16 protein-coding genes are annotated in these 17,832 nt (G+C 66.9%); 9 read left to right on the top strand and 7 right to left on the bottom strand.

What is annotated here, in order from left to right; genetic code table 11:
* Positions 1 to 2: 2 nt before the first annotated feature.
* From AC1DSZ_RS01465 to AC1DSZ_RS01450, 4 genes are all read right to left on the bottom strand, one after another.
* On the bottom strand, positions 3 to 317 hold the full coding sequence (locus tag AC1DSZ_RS01465) for a hypothetical protein (RefSeq protein ID WP_476836623.1): 315 nt from the start codon (positions 315 to 317) through the stop codon (positions 3 to 5).
* Positions 318 to 504: 187 nt separating this feature from the next.
* Positions 505 to 1,908, bottom strand: a complete 1,404-nt coding sequence (chrA, locus tag AC1DSZ_RS01460) for a chromate efflux transporter (RefSeq protein ID WP_476836622.1) — start codon at positions 1,906 to 1,908, stop codon at positions 505 to 507.
* Between the two features lies 1 nt (position 1,909).
* Positions 1,910 to 2,728, bottom strand: a complete 819-nt coding sequence (locus AC1DSZ_RS01455; protein ID WP_476836621.1) for a chromate resistance protein ChrB domain-containing protein — start codon at positions 2,726 to 2,728, stop codon at positions 1,910 to 1,912.
* 287 nt (positions 2,729 to 3,015) lie between these two features.
* Positions 3,016 to 3,723 carry a GntR family transcriptional regulator gene (locus tag AC1DSZ_RS01450; protein ID WP_476836620.1) on the bottom strand — a complete coding sequence of 236 codons (708 nt, stop codon included), beginning with the start codon at positions 3,721 to 3,723 and terminating at the stop codon, positions 3,016 to 3,018.
* On the opposite strand from AC1DSZ_RS01450, the gene AC1DSZ_RS01445 reads away from it, so the two are divergent.
* The 8 genes from AC1DSZ_RS01445 to AC1DSZ_RS01410 all read left to right on the top strand — a co-directional run bounded on the left by AC1DSZ_RS01445 (position 3,704) and on the right by AC1DSZ_RS01410 (position 11,535).
* Entirely contained in the window at positions 3,704 to 4,675 is a 972-nt protein-coding gene (locus AC1DSZ_RS01445) for a citryl-CoA lyase (protein ID WP_476836619.1), read from the top strand. The genes AC1DSZ_RS01450 and AC1DSZ_RS01445 overlap by 20 nt on opposite strands.
* 13 nt (positions 4,676 to 4,688) lie before the next feature.
* Positions 4,689 to 6,023: a phenylacetate--CoA ligase family protein gene (locus tag AC1DSZ_RS01440; protein WP_476836618.1), complete on the top strand. Its 1,335-nt coding sequence runs from the start codon at positions 4,689 to 4,691 to the stop codon at positions 6,021 to 6,023.
* A 36-nt stretch (positions 6,024 to 6,059) separates the two neighbouring features.
* Positions 6,060 to 6,941, top strand: coding sequence for a branched-chain amino acid ABC transporter permease (locus AC1DSZ_RS01435; RefSeq protein ID WP_476836617.1), 882 nt, complete (start codon positions 6,060 to 6,062; stop codon positions 6,939 to 6,941).
* Positions 6,938 to 7,903, top strand: coding sequence for a branched-chain amino acid ABC transporter permease (locus tag AC1DSZ_RS01430; protein WP_476836616.1), 966 nt, complete (start codon positions 6,938 to 6,940; stop codon positions 7,901 to 7,903). The genes AC1DSZ_RS01435 and AC1DSZ_RS01430 overlap by 4 nt, the downstream gene beginning before the upstream one ends.
* Positions 7,900 to 8,631 (top strand): ABC transporter ATP-binding protein, encoded by a 732-nt coding sequence (locus AC1DSZ_RS01425; protein WP_476836615.1) that lies wholly within the window; start codon positions 7,900 to 7,902, stop codon positions 8,629 to 8,631. Before AC1DSZ_RS01430 ends, AC1DSZ_RS01425 begins: the two co-directional genes overlap by 4 nt.
* Positions 8,628 to 9,350 carry an ABC transporter ATP-binding protein gene (locus AC1DSZ_RS01420; RefSeq protein WP_476836614.1) on the top strand — a complete coding sequence of 241 codons (723 nt, stop codon included), beginning with the start codon at positions 8,628 to 8,630 and terminating at the stop codon, positions 9,348 to 9,350. The genes AC1DSZ_RS01425 and AC1DSZ_RS01420 overlap by 4 nt, the downstream gene beginning before the upstream one ends.
* Positions 9,351 to 9,426: 76 nt before the next feature.
* Positions 9,427 to 10,620 (top strand): amino acid ABC transporter substrate-binding protein, encoded by a 1,194-nt coding sequence (locus AC1DSZ_RS01415; RefSeq protein WP_476836613.1) that lies wholly within the window; start codon positions 9,427 to 9,429, stop codon positions 10,618 to 10,620.
* Between the two features lie 57 nt (positions 10,621 to 10,677).
* Positions 10,678 to 11,535 carry an isocitrate lyase/PEP mutase family protein gene (locus AC1DSZ_RS01410; protein WP_476836612.1) on the top strand — a complete coding sequence of 286 codons (858 nt, stop codon included), beginning with the start codon at positions 10,678 to 10,680 and terminating at the stop codon, positions 11,533 to 11,535.
* A gap of 89 nt (positions 11,536 to 11,624) precedes the next feature.
* Here the strand turns inward: AC1DSZ_RS01410 and AC1DSZ_RS01405 are convergent, their stop codons facing one another.
* From AC1DSZ_RS01405 to AC1DSZ_RS01395, 3 genes are read right to left on the bottom strand one after another with little or no spacing between them, the layout of a single operon-like run.
* Positions 11,625 to 13,250 carry an ABC transporter ATP-binding protein gene (locus AC1DSZ_RS01405; RefSeq protein WP_476836611.1) on the bottom strand — a complete coding sequence of 542 codons (1,626 nt, stop codon included), beginning with the start codon at positions 13,248 to 13,250 and terminating at the stop codon, positions 11,625 to 11,627.
* Positions 13,251 to 13,277: 27 nt separating this feature from the next.
* Positions 13,278 to 14,861: a gamma-glutamyltransferase family protein gene (locus AC1DSZ_RS01400; RefSeq protein WP_476836610.1), complete on the bottom strand. Its 1,584-nt coding sequence runs from the start codon at positions 14,859 to 14,861 to the stop codon at positions 13,278 to 13,280.
* An 18-nt stretch (positions 14,862 to 14,879) separates the two neighbouring features.
* Positions 14,880 to 16,052: an ROK family transcriptional regulator gene (locus AC1DSZ_RS01395; protein WP_476836609.1), complete on the bottom strand. Its 1,173-nt coding sequence runs from the start codon at positions 16,050 to 16,052 to the stop codon at positions 14,880 to 14,882.
* 249 nt (positions 16,053 to 16,301) lie between these two features.
* Here AC1DSZ_RS01395 and AC1DSZ_RS01390 point away from each other — a divergent pair, with 249 nt between their 5' ends.
* On the top strand, positions 16,302 to 17,810 hold the full coding sequence (locus tag AC1DSZ_RS01390; protein WP_476836608.1) for an ABC transporter substrate-binding protein: 1,509 nt from the start codon (positions 16,302 to 16,304) through the stop codon (positions 17,808 to 17,810).
* Positions 17,811 to 17,832 lie beyond the last annotated feature (22 nt).

The following is a 17,832-nucleotide window of genomic DNA, read 5'->3' as shown; positions in this document are numbered from 1 at the left end:
CCCTAGCTTCTCCGGCCCTGTTCCTCTGGCGGACGCACGTGTCGGAACATCCACAGCAGCAGCAGGTCGTAGAAGATCTTCAAACTTCCGCAGATCACGGAGGGCCAAGCCTCATGGCCGGCGGCATAGAGCGCGCCGGCTAGAGCCGGACTGGCCGCTGATGCAAGACTGCGGGGCACGGAGGTGACGCTGGCGGCCGCCACGCGCTCAGGCGGGGTCACCACGGCCATGACGTAGGACGAGCGCGTGGGCACATCCATCTGGGACAGGGCCGAGCGCACCAGCAGCAGCCCCAGGGCAATATTGATCCGGCCCAAAGGAAAAGAAGCCGGCCTGCGAGAGCGACAGGCCAAAGCGGTTGAACAGCCACAACGCGAGTAGCGATTGCACCGCGAACCCGCCCGCGAAGGAGTCGATGCTGAACACCGCCGCCAGACGGGAAGGTGATGGTCTCGGCGGCGCAGGGTTGTGCCGCGAGGACCACGATCGCCCACAGAAGCGCTCTCATCGGATCGCTCCTGCGATGTAGAGAACCACACCTGCGGCCGAGCACGCCGCGAGTGTGGTGATCATGCCGGCCTTGAACCGGAACATGGCCACGATAGCGGCAGCTGAGAGGGCAAGCGCCCACGGGTCGACGCTGGCCAACACCGGCATGTCGAATTGGAGCCCAAGCGACCTGATTGGCCGCAACTCACGGAAGAGCGCGTGGATTGCGAACCAGATTGCTAGGTTCAGGATCACGCCGACCACGGCCGCCGTGATAGCCGACAGCGCTCCCGCCAACGCCGTGTTGCCCCGCAGAACCTCGATGTAAGGCGCTCCCAGAAAGATCCACAGGAAGCAGGGCGCGAAGGTGACCCAAGTCGCCAGCAGGCCGCCCAACGTCCCGGCCAGCATTGGGGAAAGGCTCCCCGGATCGCGGAACGCCGCCATGAAGCCCACGAACTGCAGCACCATGATCAGCGGGCCTGGCGTGGTCTCGGCCATGCCCAAGCCGTCCAGCATTTCGCCGGGTCTGAGCCATCCGAAACCTTCGACCGCTTGCTGCGCCACATAGGCCAGCACGGCGTAGGCCCCACCAAATGTAACCATCGCCATTTTGGAGAAAAACAAGGCGATCTGGCTGAAAGCGTTCGATGGGCCAAGGGCCAGCAGGAGGGCAATGACCGGAGTTAGCCAGAGCAGCGCCGAGACGCCAGCAGCCTGCATGGAGGCGGCTCGGCTTGGCGTTGGCGGGCCTGAGCCATCGTCGCCGAGCAGGTAGGCGACCTGCGAGCCATCCGCGGTCTTTTTGGGGCCATGGCCTCCGCCGACAGCAAACTGCTTCAGGCCAGCCCGTCCACCGAAATAACCGATGAGGCCGGCTGCCAGAACGATGGCAGGGAATGGCGCACCAAAGAAGAAGATCGCGACGAAGGCTGCCGCCGCGAGCGCGATCATCAGGCGATTCTTGAGCGCCTTCGACCCCACCCGCAGCACGGCCTGGAGCACCACGGCAAGCACCGCCGCTTTCAGCCCGAAGAACAGCGCGGAGACGAAACCGACGTTGCCGAAGGCCGCATAAATCCAGCTCAGCGCCATGATGGCGAGGATGCCAGGCAGGATGAACAACCCACCGGCGACGACGCCGCCCCGGGTGCCGTGCATCAGCCAGCCCACGTAGGTCGCCAGCTGCTGCGCTTCGGGACCGGGCAGGAGCATGCAGTAGTTCAAGGCATGCAGGAACCGATTGTCGGAGATCCAGCGCTTCTCATCGACCAGAATGCGATGCATGACCGCGATCTGACCGGCAGGTCCGCCGAAGGACAGCGCTGCAATTCGAGCCCAGACGGGGATAGCTTCTCGAAACGACGGGTGGGCGGGCGCGGAAGTGGTGGCGTCGGGATGGTCGAGCACAGCCGTCATGTCAGGCTCCGGCCTTGGTTGAAGGCCAGTTGTGGGTTTCTTCCGTGGCGTCCCGGCACCATCGATAGAACGCATCGTAAAGCGTCACGCCGGCCTCAAGCTGCGCCAGGTCGTCGGAGTAGATACGCGAAAGCCCAAGGGAGGCGGCAAGCAGCCCGGGTGCTTCGGGCGCAAGATCTGGTCGCGCGGTATCGGCACCCCGTACGATCAAAGCCAGGTGTTTAAGAGCAGGCGATGCCAGGCCGAACTCCTCGACCATGACGTCAAAGGTGCACAGCTCTCCCCGATGGCTCCAGAACACGTCATCGATGTCGAATGGGGTGGCATCGAAGCGGCTGGCCACGCCCAAAACCTCCGCAGCCTTCACGAACAGAAACACAGCCTGTGGATCAACAAAGCGGCGGATTAACCATGGGCAGGCTATGCGGTCGATTTTTGGGCGTTCTCGGGTGACCCAAACAGTACGACCGAGGGCGTCACACGGCGGGATCTTGGCCACCGGGACATAGGGCTGGCCAGTTCGGCCCCATTCGTCCGTGCCGCCGTCCAAGCTTTCGGCCGGAATGCCAGCATGCCTCAACCAAGCTGCTACGCCGTGGCTGAGCTTCAAGCCCTTTTGGCAGATCACAACAACTGAGCGGCCCGTATAGGCTCCGGCCCAAGCTGCAACATCCTTATGCGAGCGGCGCACCGAACCGGGAACCAGCATCTGATCGGCGTCAAAGTCCTCGCCTGTGCGGACATCCACAAGCGCCGGGCATGCAGGGGTGCCGATCAGGCGAACAAGCTTATCGATAGCGATGGAGTTGATGGAGGGCATGGCGCGTCCTTGGTGATATTTGACCTGGACGCGATACTTCGGCCGAAGCCTCGTGGGGAGATCGCAATCCCCAGACACCCATTTGGCCCTTGGATCCCGGCCAGGTCAAGCTGCCCAATGCGGAGGTTGCGAGATACCGCTTGGGGTCAGAAGCACCCGTTCAGCTCAGTCCGCTTCGCGCCAGGTGCGGACTTGCACGCCGTATCGGACAGCCGACGTTCGAAGTGCCGCTCGCCATCCTTTAGGTAGCGCGGACACGCAGCCGACCGATGGCCGAGACGAACTCCTCAGGGCGAAAATGCTCCGTTGGGCATGCTCTCCGCAACGTCTAATGCCCGTGTTAGGTGCGCCCTGACTTGGCGCTGCGCCGCCTCGCCATCGCGGTCGAGGATAGCTTTCGCGATGAGCCGATGCTCGGTGAGGGACGCCGCAATGTTCTCGGCCTTCAGAGTGCCGACGAGCTGGTACATCAGAGCCGTGAGGCGCAACTGCCGAGTCAGCCGTAGCAACTGGTCGTTGCCGCTGGCTTTTGTTATGGCGTCGTGGAAGGTATGGTTCTCGTCCAGATAGTCCGGCCCCGCGACGCGCACCGTCTCATTCCAGATGGGCGCGATGTCCTGTTCGAACTGACGCCGCAGCTGCGGATCGCCCATCGCGTCCGCGGCGAGCTGGGCCGCAAGCGTCTCCAGACCTACGCGGATCTGAAAGAACTCCTTCATCTCGCGCATTGTGAGGCGCCTGACGAGCGCTCCCCGATGGGGGACAATCTCGAGAATGCCTTCCGCCGACAGGCGGCGGAAAGCTTCGCGGAGCGGTCCTCTGCTGACACGAAGATCGCGGGTGAGGTCCGCTTCGATCAGCCGCTGGCCGGGGGCGTAGCGGCCCTGCATCACACCTGTGCGCAACTGGTCCAGAACATAGTCGACCGTGCCTCCTCGGAGGCGACCGCTTTCGCTTTCGGGAGCGACGGGTGGGGTGATCACATCGACCGGCATGGGAACTGCCTATCAGCGCAAGTCCAGGTTGACAACGGTTCGCCCGGCAATATTGTCCTACAAGATAAGGAAACAAAAGCGCCGAATGCGCGCGGAGGAACACCCCCTTAACTGTCGCTCTACCGGAGCGGCCGGGCGCTCCCGCATGCGCGATCGCAGGAGAGGCCCCATGTTGATCGGCAAATCCGCCCCGGCTGTGAGCGGGATCTGCACCTCCACCCCCGACCGGATCGAAATCCGCGGCCTGGACCTCGCGAACGACCTGATGGGCCACTACGGCTTCACGGATTTCTTCTATTTCCTGGTCACGGGACAAAAGCCGTCGGAGCAGCAGCGCTTCTTTCTGGATCTGCTGCTGGTCTCGATCGCCGAGCATGGCCTCACCCCAACCGCCCAGGCGGCTAGGATGACGCTCGCGGCCGCGCCGGACAGCCTGCAAAGCGCCGTCGCGGCCGGTATCCTCGGCTGCGGCACGGTTGTGCTGGGCAGTTCCGAGCTTTGCGCCCAGATTCTCGCGGATGCGGGGCGGCGCGTCGACGGCGGGGCCACACCAGCCGAGGCGACGCTGCAGATTGCGACCGAAATCCGCGGCCGGCGCGAAAAAATGCCGGGCTTCGGGCACCCCATCCACCATCCCGTGGATCCGCGCTCGGAGCGCATCCTCGCCTTGGCGGACGAGCGCGGCGTTGCGGGCCGAAACGTTGAGCTCCTCAAGCATTTCAGGACCGCGGTCGAGCACGCCTGGGGCCGGCCCATGCCGCTCAACGTTTCCGGCCCCATCGCAGCCGTCCTGATGGATCTCGGCTTTCCCAGCACCATGACCAAGGCGATCCCCATCCTGGCGCGCACGGCAGGGTTGCTGGGCCATCTCGCCGAAGAACAGCGTCGGCCGATCGGCTTCCTGCTGGCGCATTACGCCGAGGAAGCCATCGCGTACGACCCGGCCGGCTGAGCGAGGACCCAAGATGCTGCAGGAACCCGCTATCGAGACGCTGCCCTGGGCGCAGCAACAGCCGCAGGACGATACGCTCTATCGCGAGCAGGTCCGCTACCTTTTCGAGCGCTCGCGGTTCTTTCGCGAGAAGCTCGAGAGCAATGGCTTCCGGACGCCCGAATCTGTCGGCGGTTTGGACGACATCGCGGCGCTGCCGCTCACCGAGAAAGACGAGCTGCGGGCCAGCCGCAGCGACGCCGATCCGATCGGGACCCATCTGGCGTCGCCACTCGAGGAGGTCGTGCGCATCTTCTCCACGAGCGGCACCACCGGCGTGCCGAGCTATATTCCGCTCACGGCAGGCGACCTCGAGAACTGGGTGCGCACCTCGGCGCGCAGCTACGGCGCGTCCGGCCTTGCGCCAGGCCAGCGCCTCATCTCCACCTATAACGCCGGGCCCTTTGTGGCCGGCGCGGCTCTGGACGCGTTTCCCCGCCTCGGCCTTTGCCATATCCCGGTCGGCACCGGCAACACCGAGCGCCTGCTCACGGCCGTGAAATTCTTGAAGCCGCAGGTGCTGGCCTGCACGCCCTCCTACGCGCTGCATCTCGCCGAAATCGGGGAAGCGCGCGGACTCGACCTGCCCAACAGCAGCATCGAGCGCATCATGGTGGCGGGCGAGCCCGGCGGCGGCGAACCCGCCATGCGGGCGAAGCTTGAAGCCGCCTGGGGCGCCAAGGTCACAGAGGCGATGGGCATCGGCGACATCTCGGTCTCGCTCTGGGGCGAGTGCGAGGAGCAGCACGGCATGCACTTCTCCGGCCGCGGCTTTGTCCACTTCGAGCTGATCGAGCCCGAGAGCGGCAAGGCCGTCCCGGTGGAGGACGGCGCACGGGGCGAGCTCGTCTATACGCATCTGCGCCACCGCGGCGCGCCTCAACTGCGCTTCCGCAGCCGCGACCACGTGGTTGTCCACACGGGTCCTTGCCCGTGCGGGCGCACGTCGCCCCGTGTGCGCTGCATCGGGCGCACCGACGACATGCTGATAGTGCGCGGCGTCAACGTGTTTCCTTCCGCGATACGCGAGGTCGTCAACCGCCAGGCGCCGGCCGTCACCGGCGTCGTCTCGGTCCGTCCCGGCGCAAAAGGCGTGAAGCAGGCGCCGCCGCTGAAGGTGATCGTCGAGCTAGCCGAAAACGAAACAGCGGCCGACGCGCTGCGGCAGCGCATCGAGCATGACATCCGGGCGACCCTGGTGGTCACCACCCAGGTGCATCTCGTGGAATACGGATCCCTGCCGCGGAGCGAATACAAGTCGCGCCTGCTCGATTTTTCCGAAGCCACCGAGGAGGCGGTCGATGATTGAGCGGGCCGGCGCCCCTCCCGGCCCCGGAGACCGGCGATGATGGTCGCCTCCGTCGTTCAGGCCATCTTGCTGGCGCTCTCGATGGCGGGGCTTTATGCCGCCGTGGCGGCCGGGCTCACGCTCACGGTCGGAGTCACTCGCATCATCAACTTCGCCCACGGCGAGTTCGTGATGCTGGGCGCGTTTCTGACCTACTGGCTGCATACGCGCTACGGCGTTTCGCCGTGGCTCGGCATGGCCGCATCCGGGATCGCGCTCGGCGCCTTCTCGGCCCTCGTCTATCGCGGCTTCCTGGCGCGGGTCCTGAAGCAGGACGAGCACAACCAGCTGCTCGCCACGCTCGGCCTGTCCATCCTGATCCTCAACCTGGCGGTAATCGCCTGGTCGCCGGACCCGCGCGTCATGCAGGCGCCGCAGCTTTTGCCCACCCTGAACTTCGCCGGCGTCACGGTGCCCGGCAACAACATCGCGGTCGCGCTTGTGGGGCTGCTGATGTTCGTGGCGATGTACGCCATCCGTAATCACACGCGTTACGGGACGCAGATGCGCTTCGCCAGCGACGACCCCGCCCTGGCGATGCATGCCGGCATCAACGTGGACCGGGTGTTCGAGCTCTCGTTCGTGATCGGGGGAGCGGCGGCCGGGGTCTCGGGCGGGCTCGTGGCGTTGATCCTTTATGTTCAGCCCACCGTCGGCGTCGACCTCGTGATCCGCGCCTTCGCGATCATAACGCTGGGCGGGCTGGGCAACATCCCGGGCGCGCTGATCGGCAGCGCCGTCCTAGCGCTGGCCGAGGGCCTGACCAGCAACTTCGTGCCGCAGGGCGGCAGCTGGGGCTTCGGCGTCGCGTTCCTGATCCTGCTTCTCGTGCTGGTGGTCCGGCCGAGCGGGCTGTTCGGAAGGCAGGCCCAGCCATGAGCAGGACCGTTCTGACCCGCCTCGGCGTTTATGTGGCGATCTCCGCCCCCTCGCTGTTGATCCTGGCCGCCGACCACCCGTTCCTGATCCAGGTCGCGATCGGCACCCTGATTTCGGCGATCCTGGCGCTCGCGTGGGACATCCTGTCCCGCACCGGCCAGGTTTCGCTGGGCCATGCGGCGTTTTTCGGCATCGGCGGCTACGGCTCCGGCCTGCTGACGCCGATCGTCGGCCCGGTGCTCGGCTGGACCCTCGGCATCCTGCTCTGCGCCGTCGTGGCGGTTGTGCTGGGCGCGATCACGCTGCGCCTTCGGCGCCTCTACTTCACCATCGCGACGCTCTCGTTCAGCCTGTCCATCCAGGTCCTGATCCTGGTGACTCCCGGGATCACCGGAGGCTCGACCGGCATCATGCCGCCCGTGATCGCGGGCGGGTCGCCCCCTCGGCAGCTTTTGTTCATCACCGGCTGTCTGGTCGCGGCCGCGCTGGTGAGCGACATCTTTCTCGGCCGCCGTTTCCGTCCGGCATTCTTCATGATCCGCAACAATCCAGACCTCGCGGCCGCCTCCGGCGTGCCGGTGACGCGCTTGAAGATCCTGGCTTTCGCGGTATCCGGCATGGTGGCCGGCCTCGCGGGCGCCTGTTACTGCGGGCTCTACGGCTACGTCATCCCCGAAGACGTGTTCACCACCAACTGGAACGTCCTGCCGCTCGCCGTCACGATCCTGGGCGGCATGGACACGACGCTAGGCCCCGTTGTCGGCGCGGTTGTGCTGCGGCTTTTGGAGGAACTCGCCCGCCATTTCGTCGGCGGGGTGGGTTATCAGGTCGTATACGGCGCAGTCATCATCCTGTTCATCGTCGGCATGCCGGAAGGCCTCGTCGGGTTCGGCCGCAAGCTGCTGCGCGGCCGGCGCGGCGCCAAGGGCGGCATCCCCGTCAAGGCGAGGGCGGCCGCATGAGCGCAGCGCTCCGGATTGACGGATGCACGGTGGCCTTCGGCGGCCTGCGCGCGATCGACGATGTCAGTCTCGATATCCCGGATGGAGCCATTACGGCCCTGATCGGGCCGAACGGTTCCGGGAAGAGCACCTTCGTCAACATGGTCTCGGGCCAGATCCCGCCACGGCGTGGCGGCGTCCTGCTGGGCGGCGAGCCCGTGCAGGGGCTTCGCCCTGACAAGATCGTCCACAAGGGGCTGGCGCGAACCTACCAGGTGCCCCGCGTGCCGAAGGACCTCACGATCGCGGAGGTCATCGCCGTCCCGCTCCTCTACGCCAGGTCGGACCGCCCGCTGCCCGGCGGCGCCCGCAACACGGCGGACCTCGCCCGCTATTGCGGCCTTCGGCCGGAGGTCGGAACGCGCTGCGGCCAACTCTCCGTGTCGGACCTTCGCCGCCTTGAGATTGCGCGGGCGCTGGCCTGCCGCCCGCGCGTGCTGCTGCTCGACGAGTCCATGGCAGGGCTGAGCCTGGAGGACACCGACCAGGTAATCGGCCTCGTGCGGGAGATCCACGCGTCGGGCGTCACCATCGTGGTGATCGAACACGTGATGAAGATCATCGCGCGCCTGTGCGGCCACGCTGTCGTGCTGAACCAGGGCAAGGTGCTGGCGCAGGGCCCGCCCCAGGCGGTGCTGACGGACCCGGACGTGCGCGAAGCCTATCTCGGGAAGGGGTTCAGGCTTTGAACAGGTTCGAGGTCAGCCTGGAGCGGGCCGGCTATGGCGAGCTCGTCGTCATCCCCAAGCTGTCCTTCTCGGCGTCCGGCGGCGAACTCCTCGTCCTGCTGGGGCCCAACGGGGCGGGCAAGACCACGGCGCTGCGGGCCTTGGTCGGAACCGTGGATGCGGAGCGCCGCGGCATCAGCCTGGACGGCGCAGATCTCTCCGACCTGCCCCCATGGGGCCTGGCCCGCGCCGGCGTCGCCTATGTGCCGGATGGAGCGCGTTGCTTCAGCAACGCCACCGTGGAGGAGAACCTCAGGGGCGCTTTCGATGCCACTGGACGGCCATCGAGGCCCGGCGAGCGCAGCCGGCTTTTCGACCTGGCCTTTGAGCTTTTTCCCGTCCTGCGGGAGCGGCTGGGCCAGCTTGCCGGCTCCATGAGCGGCGGCCAGCGGCAGATGCTCGCGATCGCCCGCGCGCTCATGATCGAGCCGCGCGTGCTGGTGCTGGACGAGCCCTCGGCCGGGCTCTCGCCCAAGCTCGTCGAGGAGCTCTTCGAGGCGCTGGGGCGCATCAAGGCGACGAGCAGCTGCGCAGTCGTGATGGCGGAGCAGAACTTCGCCGCGGCGGTCAGCGTCGCGGACAACTGCCTCGTCCTGGACGAGGGTCGCCTGGCGCTGAGCGGCACGGTCGAGGAGGTGCGGAACAATGAGAAGTTGAGGATAGCCTATCTGGGACTCTGAGCAACGCCGAGTCGCCCCGAGCCCCGTTCGACGCACGTCCGACGACCAAGATCGGACACCGAGGGAGGAAACGACCATGATGATGAAGACACTGGGTCGCCTGCTGGCGACCGCCGCGGTAGCCGCCATCGCGTCTCTGACGCCGGCGGTCGCGCAGCAGAATGCGCCGCTGAAGATCGGCGTGCCACTGCCGCTGACCGGCGCCCTTGCGGGCGGCGGCAACCAGATCCTGTGGGGCGTCCAGTACGCCGCCGAAGAGGTCAACGAGGCCGGCGGCCTGTTCGGGCGCAAGATCGAGCTGATCGTCGAGGACACCAAGGGCGAGCCGAATACCTCCGCGGGCATCGCCGCGAAGCTGGCCACCCAGGACAAGGTCGACGCGGTGGTCGGCGGCTTCGGCAGCACCGCCGATTTCGCGCTCCTGAGCGCCCTGCAGCGCTACGACCCGATCTTCGTGCACCCGGGCTCGTCGTCGGTCCGCCTCGAGGAAACCTTCGGCAAGAACGACTGGTACTACCACGTCTATATCTGGGACTATCACCGCCAGAAGGCGGCCGTGAACTTTTTCAAGAGCATCCCCGGCGTGAAGACGCTCGCGATCGCCTACGAGGACAAGCTCTACGGCACGGACGGCGCCAAGTTCACGGAGCAATACGCCAAGGAAGCCGGCCTCGAGGTCGTCATGAAGGAGCCGTTCCGCGCCGGAACGCCCGACTTCTCGCCGATCCTGAACCGCGCCAAGGGGCTCAATCCCGACGTGCTGTTCCTGATCGGCTACTCGGGCGACAACATCCAGATCGCCCGGCAGGCGGCACAACTCGGCATCAAGCCGAAGCTGCTCGTCACCCAGGGCGCCGGCGAGAAGCGCTCCGACTTCGCGGCCGCCGGCGACAACGTGGTGGTGATCGACCTGTGGTCCTCGAAGCAGACGACGCCTGGCCTGGCCGAATGGGTCAAGAAGGCCGAGGCGAAGCGTGGCGGCGAGGTCGTGTCGAGCGCCGTGCAGGGCTACGTCGCCATGCAGACGCTCACCGAAGCCGCCAAGGCGGCGGGATCGTGGGACCGGGCCAAGATCCTGGATAAGCTCGGGTCCATGACCTTCGACACGCCCTACGGCAAGGTCGCCTATACGCCCTCCGAGATGGGCGGCAAGCACCAGCTCATCACCGACAAGAGCATGATCGCCGTTCAGTACAGGCCCGACGGCGGGCAGGAAGTGATCTGGCCGGCCGAAAAGGCCGCCGCCAAGATCACCTACCCGGCTCCCTGATGAGCCTTGGCTCTGCCCGGCGGCCAGCGCCGCCGGGATTTCGCACGAGGAACCGCGATGCCCGCCAGTCTCTCCCAACGCCTTTCCCAGCCGGGCCTCCTCGTCGCGCCCGGCGTCTACGACATGGTCTCGGCCAAGCTCGCCGACGCGGCCGGCTTCGATGCGCTCTACATGACGGGCTTCGGCGTCGTCGCATCGCATCTGGGCTACCCCGACGCGGGGCTCGCAACCTATACGGACATGGTCGGCCGCGTCCGGCAGATCGCCGAGGGTGTCTCGACGCCGCTGATCGCGGACGGCGACACCGGCTATGGCGGCCTCCTGAATGTCGACCATGCCGTGCGCGGCTACGAGGCGGCCGGCGCGCAGGCGATCCAGCTGGAAGACCAGGAATTTCCCAAGAAGTGCGGCCACACGCCAAGCCGGCGCGTGATCCCGATCGGCGACGCGGCGCACAAGATCCGCGTCGCCTCGGAGGCGAGATCGTCGCGCGACTTCAAGATCGTCGCCAGAACGGACGCCAGAACCGCCCACGGCCTCGACGAGGCGTTGCGGCGGGGCGAGGCCTTCCTGAAGGCCGGCGCCGACATCCTCTTCATCGAGTCTCCCGAGAGCGAGGAGGAGATGCGCAAGATCGGATCGACCTTCGACGTGCCGCTGCTGGCCAACATGGTGGAAGGCGGGCGCACGCCGATCATGTCCCGAGCCGAGCTTGAAGGGCTTGGCTACAAGGTCGCCATCTACCCGGTCGCGGGTCTTCTCGCGGCGTCGGCCGCGCTGTCGTCGGTCTACGGGCACATTCGCGAAACGGGCTCGACGCGAGCATGGAGCGGCGAGCTGGCCGGCTTCTCGGATTTCGTCCGCATGATCGGGTTCGAGCGGGTCTGGGATTTCGACAAACGCAACGCCGATTAGAACATCAAACCGGCGCACGCACTCGGGCGTGAGATGCGATCACACACGAAGCGGACGTGCCCATCAGCTGCTTTGGGTCAGAAGCGTACCTACAGCTGAGATTGCGAATCCCTCTCTACGTGGGGCAACCGTGGCGCGGCGGCGAGCAGCTCGCGCGTGTAGGGGTGCTCGGGCGACGCGAAGAGATCTCGCGCCAGGCGCAATTCCACGATCTCGCCCCGACGCATCACCGCGATCCTGTCGCAGACCTGGGCGGCTACGTGCAGGTCATGCGTGATGAACAGCATCGAAAGCCGCAGCCGTGTCTTGAGCTCGTCCAGCAACTCAAGCACGTGCTTTTGCACCGAGACGTCCAGCGCCGAGACAGGTTCGTCTGCCACAATCAAATCCGGCTTGAGCGCCAACGCCCTCGCGATGCCGATGCGCTGGCGCTGGCCGCCCGAGAACTCGTGCGGATACCGGTTCGCCGCGCGCGGATCGAGGCCCACGAGAGCAAGTAAATCCCGCGCCTCCTCCAAGGCCACGGCTCGAGGCGTTCCGCTGGCGATCGGCCCGTCGGCGATGCTAAGTCCGATCCTGCGCCTCGGATTGAGGGACGCGAAGGGATCCTGGAACACCATCTGCACCCGACGCCGCGCCGTTCGCAGGGCAGCGCCGCTCGCGCCCGCGAGGTCGGCGCCGCCGATCCGGATAACTCCGCGATCGGGATCGAGCAAACGCATCACGAGGCGCGCGACGGTGGATTTGCCGGACCCGGATTCACCGACGAGCCCGAGCGTCTCTCCACGGCGGATGTTGAAGCTGACATCCTTCACCGCATGAACGACCCGCATGTCCCCGAAGAGGCCTGACCGGCTGGCGTAGGTCTTCGTCAAGCCGGCGACATCGCAGACGATCTGGTCTTCAGCAAGCCTCGAGCCGGCGGGATCGAGGGACGGAATGGCGTCGAGGAGCGCACGCGTATAGGGGTGACGCGGCCTCGTCAGCACTTCTGCGGCCGAGCCGGTCTCCACCACCCTGCCCTTTTCGAGAACCACCACGGTGTCGGCGATCTCGCGCACGACGCCGAAATCATGCGTGATGAAGACCACGCCCATCTGGCGGCGACGCTGGAGCTCGCGGATGAGTTTCAGGATCTGCGCCTGGGTGGTCACATCCAGCGCGGTGGTCGGCTCGTCGGCGACCAGCAAGGCCGGCTCGAGCGCCAGCGCCATGGCGATCATCGCCCGCTGCCTTTGTCCCCCGGAGATCTCGTGCGGATAGGCCTGCAGGATGCGGGCGGGATCAGGCAGGCCCACCTCGCCGGCGAGAGCCAGAGCCCGCTCGCGTCTCTCCGCAGGCGTGTGCACGCCATGCGCCTCGAAGGTTTCGGCGATCTGGTCGCCAATGCGCATGACCGGGTTCAGCGCCGTCATCGGCTCCTGAAAAATCATCGCGATCCGGCGGCCGCGCAGCGTTCGCCACGCCTCCGGTTCGAGCGCCAGAAGGTCGAGGCCCTCGAACGTGACGGCCCCGCCGGCCCTCCGGATGGCCGGCGGCAGCAGTCCCATCAGGGTTTGCGCGCAGATCGACTTGCCCGACCCCGACTCGCCCACGAGGCAGACGATCTCACCTCGCGCGACCGAGAAGGACACGTCCGTGACCGCGTTGGCGCGGTCCGCATCCTCGGGCAGCGCCAGAGTGAGGCCGTCGACGGAAAGCAGGGGCTCGGTCACGCGATGCACTCCTTGGGCTCGACAGGCTCAATAACCGAGCGCGACGCCGTCCTTGCGGTGGTCAGTTCCGCCGAGAAGCACGCCCCTTCGATGGTCGATCCAGATCGCCTGGCACCCGCCCAACGGCTCGTCCGCCCATGCGGTCCTGTGCCCGCGCGCGGCCAGGTCCGCCCGCACGGCGTCCGGGATCGTGGGCTCCAGCGAAAGCACGCCGTCAAAGCAGAAGCTGCGGGGCCGGTCGGAGGCGCCCTGCGGATCATCCCCGAAATCGACCACGCGCGAGACGATATGGGCGTGCCCGGCGGCCTGGTACTGGCCGCCCATGACGCCGAAGGACATCACGGCCTCGCCGTCGCGCATCAGCATGCCGGGGATGATGGTGTGCATCGGCCGCTTGCCCGGCGCGATGCAGTTGGGATGCTTGGGGTCCACCCTGAACCCCGCGCCCCGGTTCTGCAGCAGAACGCCCGACCGGGGGGCGTAGATGCCGCTGCCGAACGCGAAAAACAGGGAGTTGATGAAGGATACGGCGTTGCGATCCCGGTCGACCACGGTGACGTAGACCGTGTCGCGGTGGACCGGACCGTCGAAAGCGCCGGCCTCCGAGGCCCGGTCCAGCCTGATGGGAGCACGCAGGCGCGCGATGGAGCGCTCCGACAGGATCTCGTCGATGTCCAGGCGATGGTGCGCCGGGTCGGCGATCAGCAGATCGCGCCACCCGTAGGCCGCCTTGGTGGCTTCCGCCAGCAGGTGGATCCGGTCGGCCTCGCTCAGGTCCGAACCCGCGAGATCGAACCCGTCCAGGATGCGGGCGATCAGAAGGGCCGCGAGGCCCTGGCCGTTGGGCGGACATTCCAGCAGGTCGTAACCGCGATAGGCGGCGCGGATCGGTTCTCCATAGTCGCAGACCTGCGCGGCGAAGTCTTCGGCTGCGTGGAGGCCGCCAGCGGCGTTCAGCACGGCGGTCATTTCCTCAGCCGCCTCGCCTTCGTAGAAGGCGGAGCGGCCCTCCCGGGCGATCCGGCGCAGGGTTCCGCCCAGGGCCGGGGCGGCCATCCGGTCGCCCGCGATCGGCGCCTGCCCGCCGGGCAGAAACATCTTTGCCGCCGCCGCGTGGGCCGCGACCCGGCCGGCGTAGCGGGCCCAGTCGAGCGCCACGCGCGGCGTCACCACGTAGCCGCCCTCGGCGGCGGCGATCGCGGGAGCGAAGACCTCGTCGAGGCTCATGCGGCCGTGGTCGGCCGAGAGGCGGAGCCAGGCGTCGACCGCGCCAGGGATCGTAACCGCATGGGCCGACCCGTCCGGAATCACGTCCATGCCGCGCTCGAGGAACCACGCGGCGTCCGCGCGGCCGGCGGCCCGACCCGACCCATTGAGCGCGACAGGGGCTCCGCCCGCCGGCTTGAACAGGACGAAGCAGTCGCCGCCGATCCCCGTCATGTGCGGATCGATGACGCCCTGCAGGGCGACCGCCGCGATCGCGGCGTCGAAGGCGTTGCCGCCCGCCTTCAGGATCTCCAGCGCGGCCAGCGTGGCGGCGGGATGCGACGTCGCCGCCATCCCGTTCTCGGCGATGGCCACGGACCGGCCCGGCTTCATGAAATCGCGCATCGTCGTTGCTCCGCCTGATCAGGCCGCCGTTTCTGCGCCTGTGGTCCGCGCCTGCTCCCCAGGGAGATCCGTCATCCCGAAAACCGAGTCGTAGAGTGTGGACAGGGCCGTTCCCACCGCGCCCATCAGGGCGGCGCGGCCGCCCAACGGGCTGGCCTCGACCCGAAGCGGCTCCGCCATTAACCCGTTCAGAAGCGCGCGCACGCGCTCCACCAGTTCCGGTCGCGCCCCGATGCTGCCACCCAGTACCACCAGCTCCGGGTCCAGAATGGCTCGGATCGCCATGAGGGCCTGCGCGAGCACGCGGGCCACCTCGTCCATCGTGGTTCGCGCCGTGGCGTCGCCGTCTACTAGGCGATCGAAAACGCCACGCACGTCCTCGGCGCCCTGTCCGCCCAGGCCCCGATAGCGCTCCATGATGGCGACGCTCCCGATGGCGTTCTCCAGCGTGCCCAAGCGATACCCGCGCGAGTCGAAGGGGTCGCCGCCCAGGGGTAGGTACGCGATCTCGCCCGCCGCCCCGCGAGCGCCGCGGATGAGCCTGCAGTCGGCCATCAGGCCCATGCCGATGCCCGTGCCGAGCGCCACGAACGCGAAGGTGGCGGCCTCCCGGCAGCATCCGCGCCAACGCTCGCCCACCGCCGCCAGATTGACGTCGTTCTCGACCGCCACGCCGAAACCCAGCGAATCGCGCAGAGCCTTGACGACGTCGATTCGGTCTAGGTCCGGAATATTGGGTGCGATGATGATGCGGCCGGACCCGGGCTGGAATACGCCGGGGCTGCCCATGGCGCCATGCCGGATCCGTCGAGGGTCGGCTCCGGCGCGAGCCGCTGCGCTGCGGGTGAGCGCCGCAATCTGCTCGATGACGTGATGGCCGCCGCGCCGGTCGGTCGCTTCGACCTCCTCCGCCGCTATGGCGCCGGACAGGTCGGCGAGCGCCACATGCACCTTGGTGCCGCCGAGATCGACCCCCAGCACATAGGCGCGCCCTGCGTCGAGCTCATAGGTCGTTGCGCTGCGCCCGACGAGGCCCTGCGTCTGGCCCCGTTCCCGGATCCAGCCATTCGTCTCCAGCTCGCGGACCACTTCGGACGCCGTCTGCTTGGACAGGCCCGTCGCGCGCGCCAGTTCGGCTCGCGAGATGGGGCCGGCCCGCATCAGCGCCTCCATGACGGCGCGAACTGACATCTGGCGCGCCAGCGGTGTTGTCATAGCGTCTGTCATGCGGACCTAATTCGTCAAGGTGGCAGACAAATTGGAACTGATCGCCTGGCGATGTCAACCTGAAGCTTGCCTTCTTGACTGGTTGCGGCCCTCGCGAAACATCGTACGATCTACATTCGTCAGGTTCCTTTACAAAGGACCTGCCGCATGCATCCATTACACATCGAAAGACGACCGCCGACATCCAACATGGCGGACGGGAGGAACAATCTCATGCGCTTGCGCCGGTCCCTGTTCGCAGCCTTAGCGGTGGCGCCGCTCCTCGCTCTCTCAAGCGCCCATGCGACCACCTTGCGGGTCGGCATCCAGGACGATCCCGACGCGCTCGACCCGGCCACGAGCGGCACCTATATGGGCCGCTTCGTGTTCGCCGCGATGTGCGACAAGCTCGTCGACATCGGGCAGGACTTGAGCATCGTTCCCCAGCTTGCCGAGAAGTGGACCTTTGCGGACGACCAGAAGTCGGTCGTTCTTACGTTGCGCAAGGGGGTCGCCTTCCAGGATGGGACGCCCTTCGACGCGGCGGCCGTGAAGTTCAACATCGACCGCATGCAGACGATGAAAGATTCGCGCCGCAAGGCGGAACTGGCCGCCGTCGCGTCGGTGGACGTGCTGGCGCCCGACCAGGTTCGGTTCAATCTCAAGGAGCCCTTCGCGCCGCTGATGTCGGTGCTGAGCGACCGAGCCGGCATGATGGTCTCGCCGGCGGCCGGCGCGAAAGAGGATTTCTCCGCAAATCCCGTCTGCGTCGGTCCGTACAAGTTCGTCGAGCGCAAGTCGCGCGATCTGATCCGGCTCCAGAAGGACGCCTCCTACTGGGATGCGGGCCGCTATGGCTACGACGAGATTCTCTACTCCTACATCCCCGACTCCACCGTTCGACTGGCGCGCGTGCGGGCCGGCGACCTCGATATCGCCGAGCGCATCGCGCCGACCGACCTGAAGACCGTGCGCGACGACAAGAACCTCAAGCTGCACAGCGCGCCCGGGCTCGCGGTCTCTCACCTGATGGTCAAGGTCGGCGAGCCCGAGAAGGCGAGTTCGCCCTTGCAGAAGGATGCGCGCCTGCGCCGGGCCTTCGAGCTGTCGATCGACCGCAGCGTCATCAACAGGGTGGCGTTCAACGGCGAGTATACGGCCGACAACCAGATGATCCCGCCTTCGGACCCGTTTTATCCGAAAAGCCATCCGGCGCCCGCGCGCGACGTCGCGGCCGCAAAGAAGCTGATGGCCGAAGCCGGGGCGACCACGGTTCCGGTCGAGATCACCTTCGAGAACGCCCTCACGGACGCCCGCGTGGCGCAGATTGTTCAATCGATGGCGAAGGAGGCGGGTTTCGACGTGAAGCTCCTGCCGCTCGAAACCGCCACCGCGATCCAGCGCTACCTGGCGGGTAACTTCGAGATGTATATCGGAAACTGGAGCGGCCGCGCCGATCCGGACCCGACGCTCTACGCGTTTTTCGCCTGCAATGGCGGCCAGAACGTCAACAAGTACTGCAACAAGGACCTCGAGGGCGTGCTGAACGCCGCACGGGCCGAGGGCGACGTCGCCAAGCGCAAGCAGCTCTACGACAAGGCGACGGGCATCTACCTCGCCGACCTCCCGACCATTCCGATCTATCACCCCAACTGGTTCTTCGCCGCCCGCGCCAAGGTGGACGGCGTCGTCGTGTACCCGGACGGACTGTTGCGCTTGAAGGACGTCAAGCCCGCCTCCTGATCCGCCGGGGCGGTCACGAGGC

This window comes from Alsobacter sp. P4_H11 (assembly GCF_056400925.1).
Note: the sequence above shows the minus strand (reverse complement) of the source record. Positions and strands in the feature narration are given on the sequence as shown.

Coding starts and splice junctions, on each gene's coding strand:
- AC1DSZ_RS01390 (WP_476836608.1), top strand. CDS start 16,302: ATGCGCTTGCGCCGGTCCCTGTTCGCAGCCTTAGCGGTGGCGCCGCTC.
- AC1DSZ_RS01395 (WP_476836609.1), bottom strand. CDS start 16,052: ATGTCAGTTCGCGCCGTCATGGAGGCGCTGATGCGGGCCGGCCCCATC.
- AC1DSZ_RS01455 (WP_476836621.1), bottom strand. CDS start 2,728: ATGCCCTCCATCAACTCCATCGCTATCGATAAGCTTGTTCGCCTGATC.
- AC1DSZ_RS01410 (WP_476836612.1), top strand. CDS start 10,678: ATGCCCGCCAGTCTCTCCCAACGCCTTTCCCAGCCGGGCCTCCTCGTC.
- AC1DSZ_RS01400 (WP_476836610.1), bottom strand. CDS start 14,861: ATGCGCGATTTCATGAAGCCGGGCCGGTCCGTGGCCATCGCCGAGAAC.
- AC1DSZ_RS01425 (WP_476836615.1), top strand. CDS start 7,900: ATGAGCGCAGCGCTCCGGATTGACGGATGCACGGTGGCCTTCGGCGGC.
- AC1DSZ_RS01450 (WP_476836620.1), bottom strand. CDS start 3,723: ATGCCGGTCGATGTGATCACCCCACCCGTCGCTCCCGAAAGCGAAAGC.
- AC1DSZ_RS01440 (WP_476836618.1), top strand. CDS start 4,689: ATGCTGCAGGAACCCGCTATCGAGACGCTGCCCTGGGCGCAGCAACAG.
- AC1DSZ_RS01430 (WP_476836616.1), top strand. CDS start 6,938: ATGAGCAGGACCGTTCTGACCCGCCTCGGCGTTTATGTGGCGATCTCC.
- AC1DSZ_RS01435 (WP_476836617.1), top strand. CDS start 6,060: ATGATGGTCGCCTCCGTCGTTCAGGCCATCTTGCTGGCGCTCTCGATG.
- chrA (WP_476836622.1), bottom strand. CDS start 1,908: ATGACGGCTGTGCTCGACCATCCCGACGCCACCACTTCCGCGCCCGCC.
- AC1DSZ_RS01415 (WP_476836613.1), top strand. CDS start 9,427: ATGATGATGAAGACACTGGGTCGCCTGCTGGCGACCGCCGCGGTAGCC.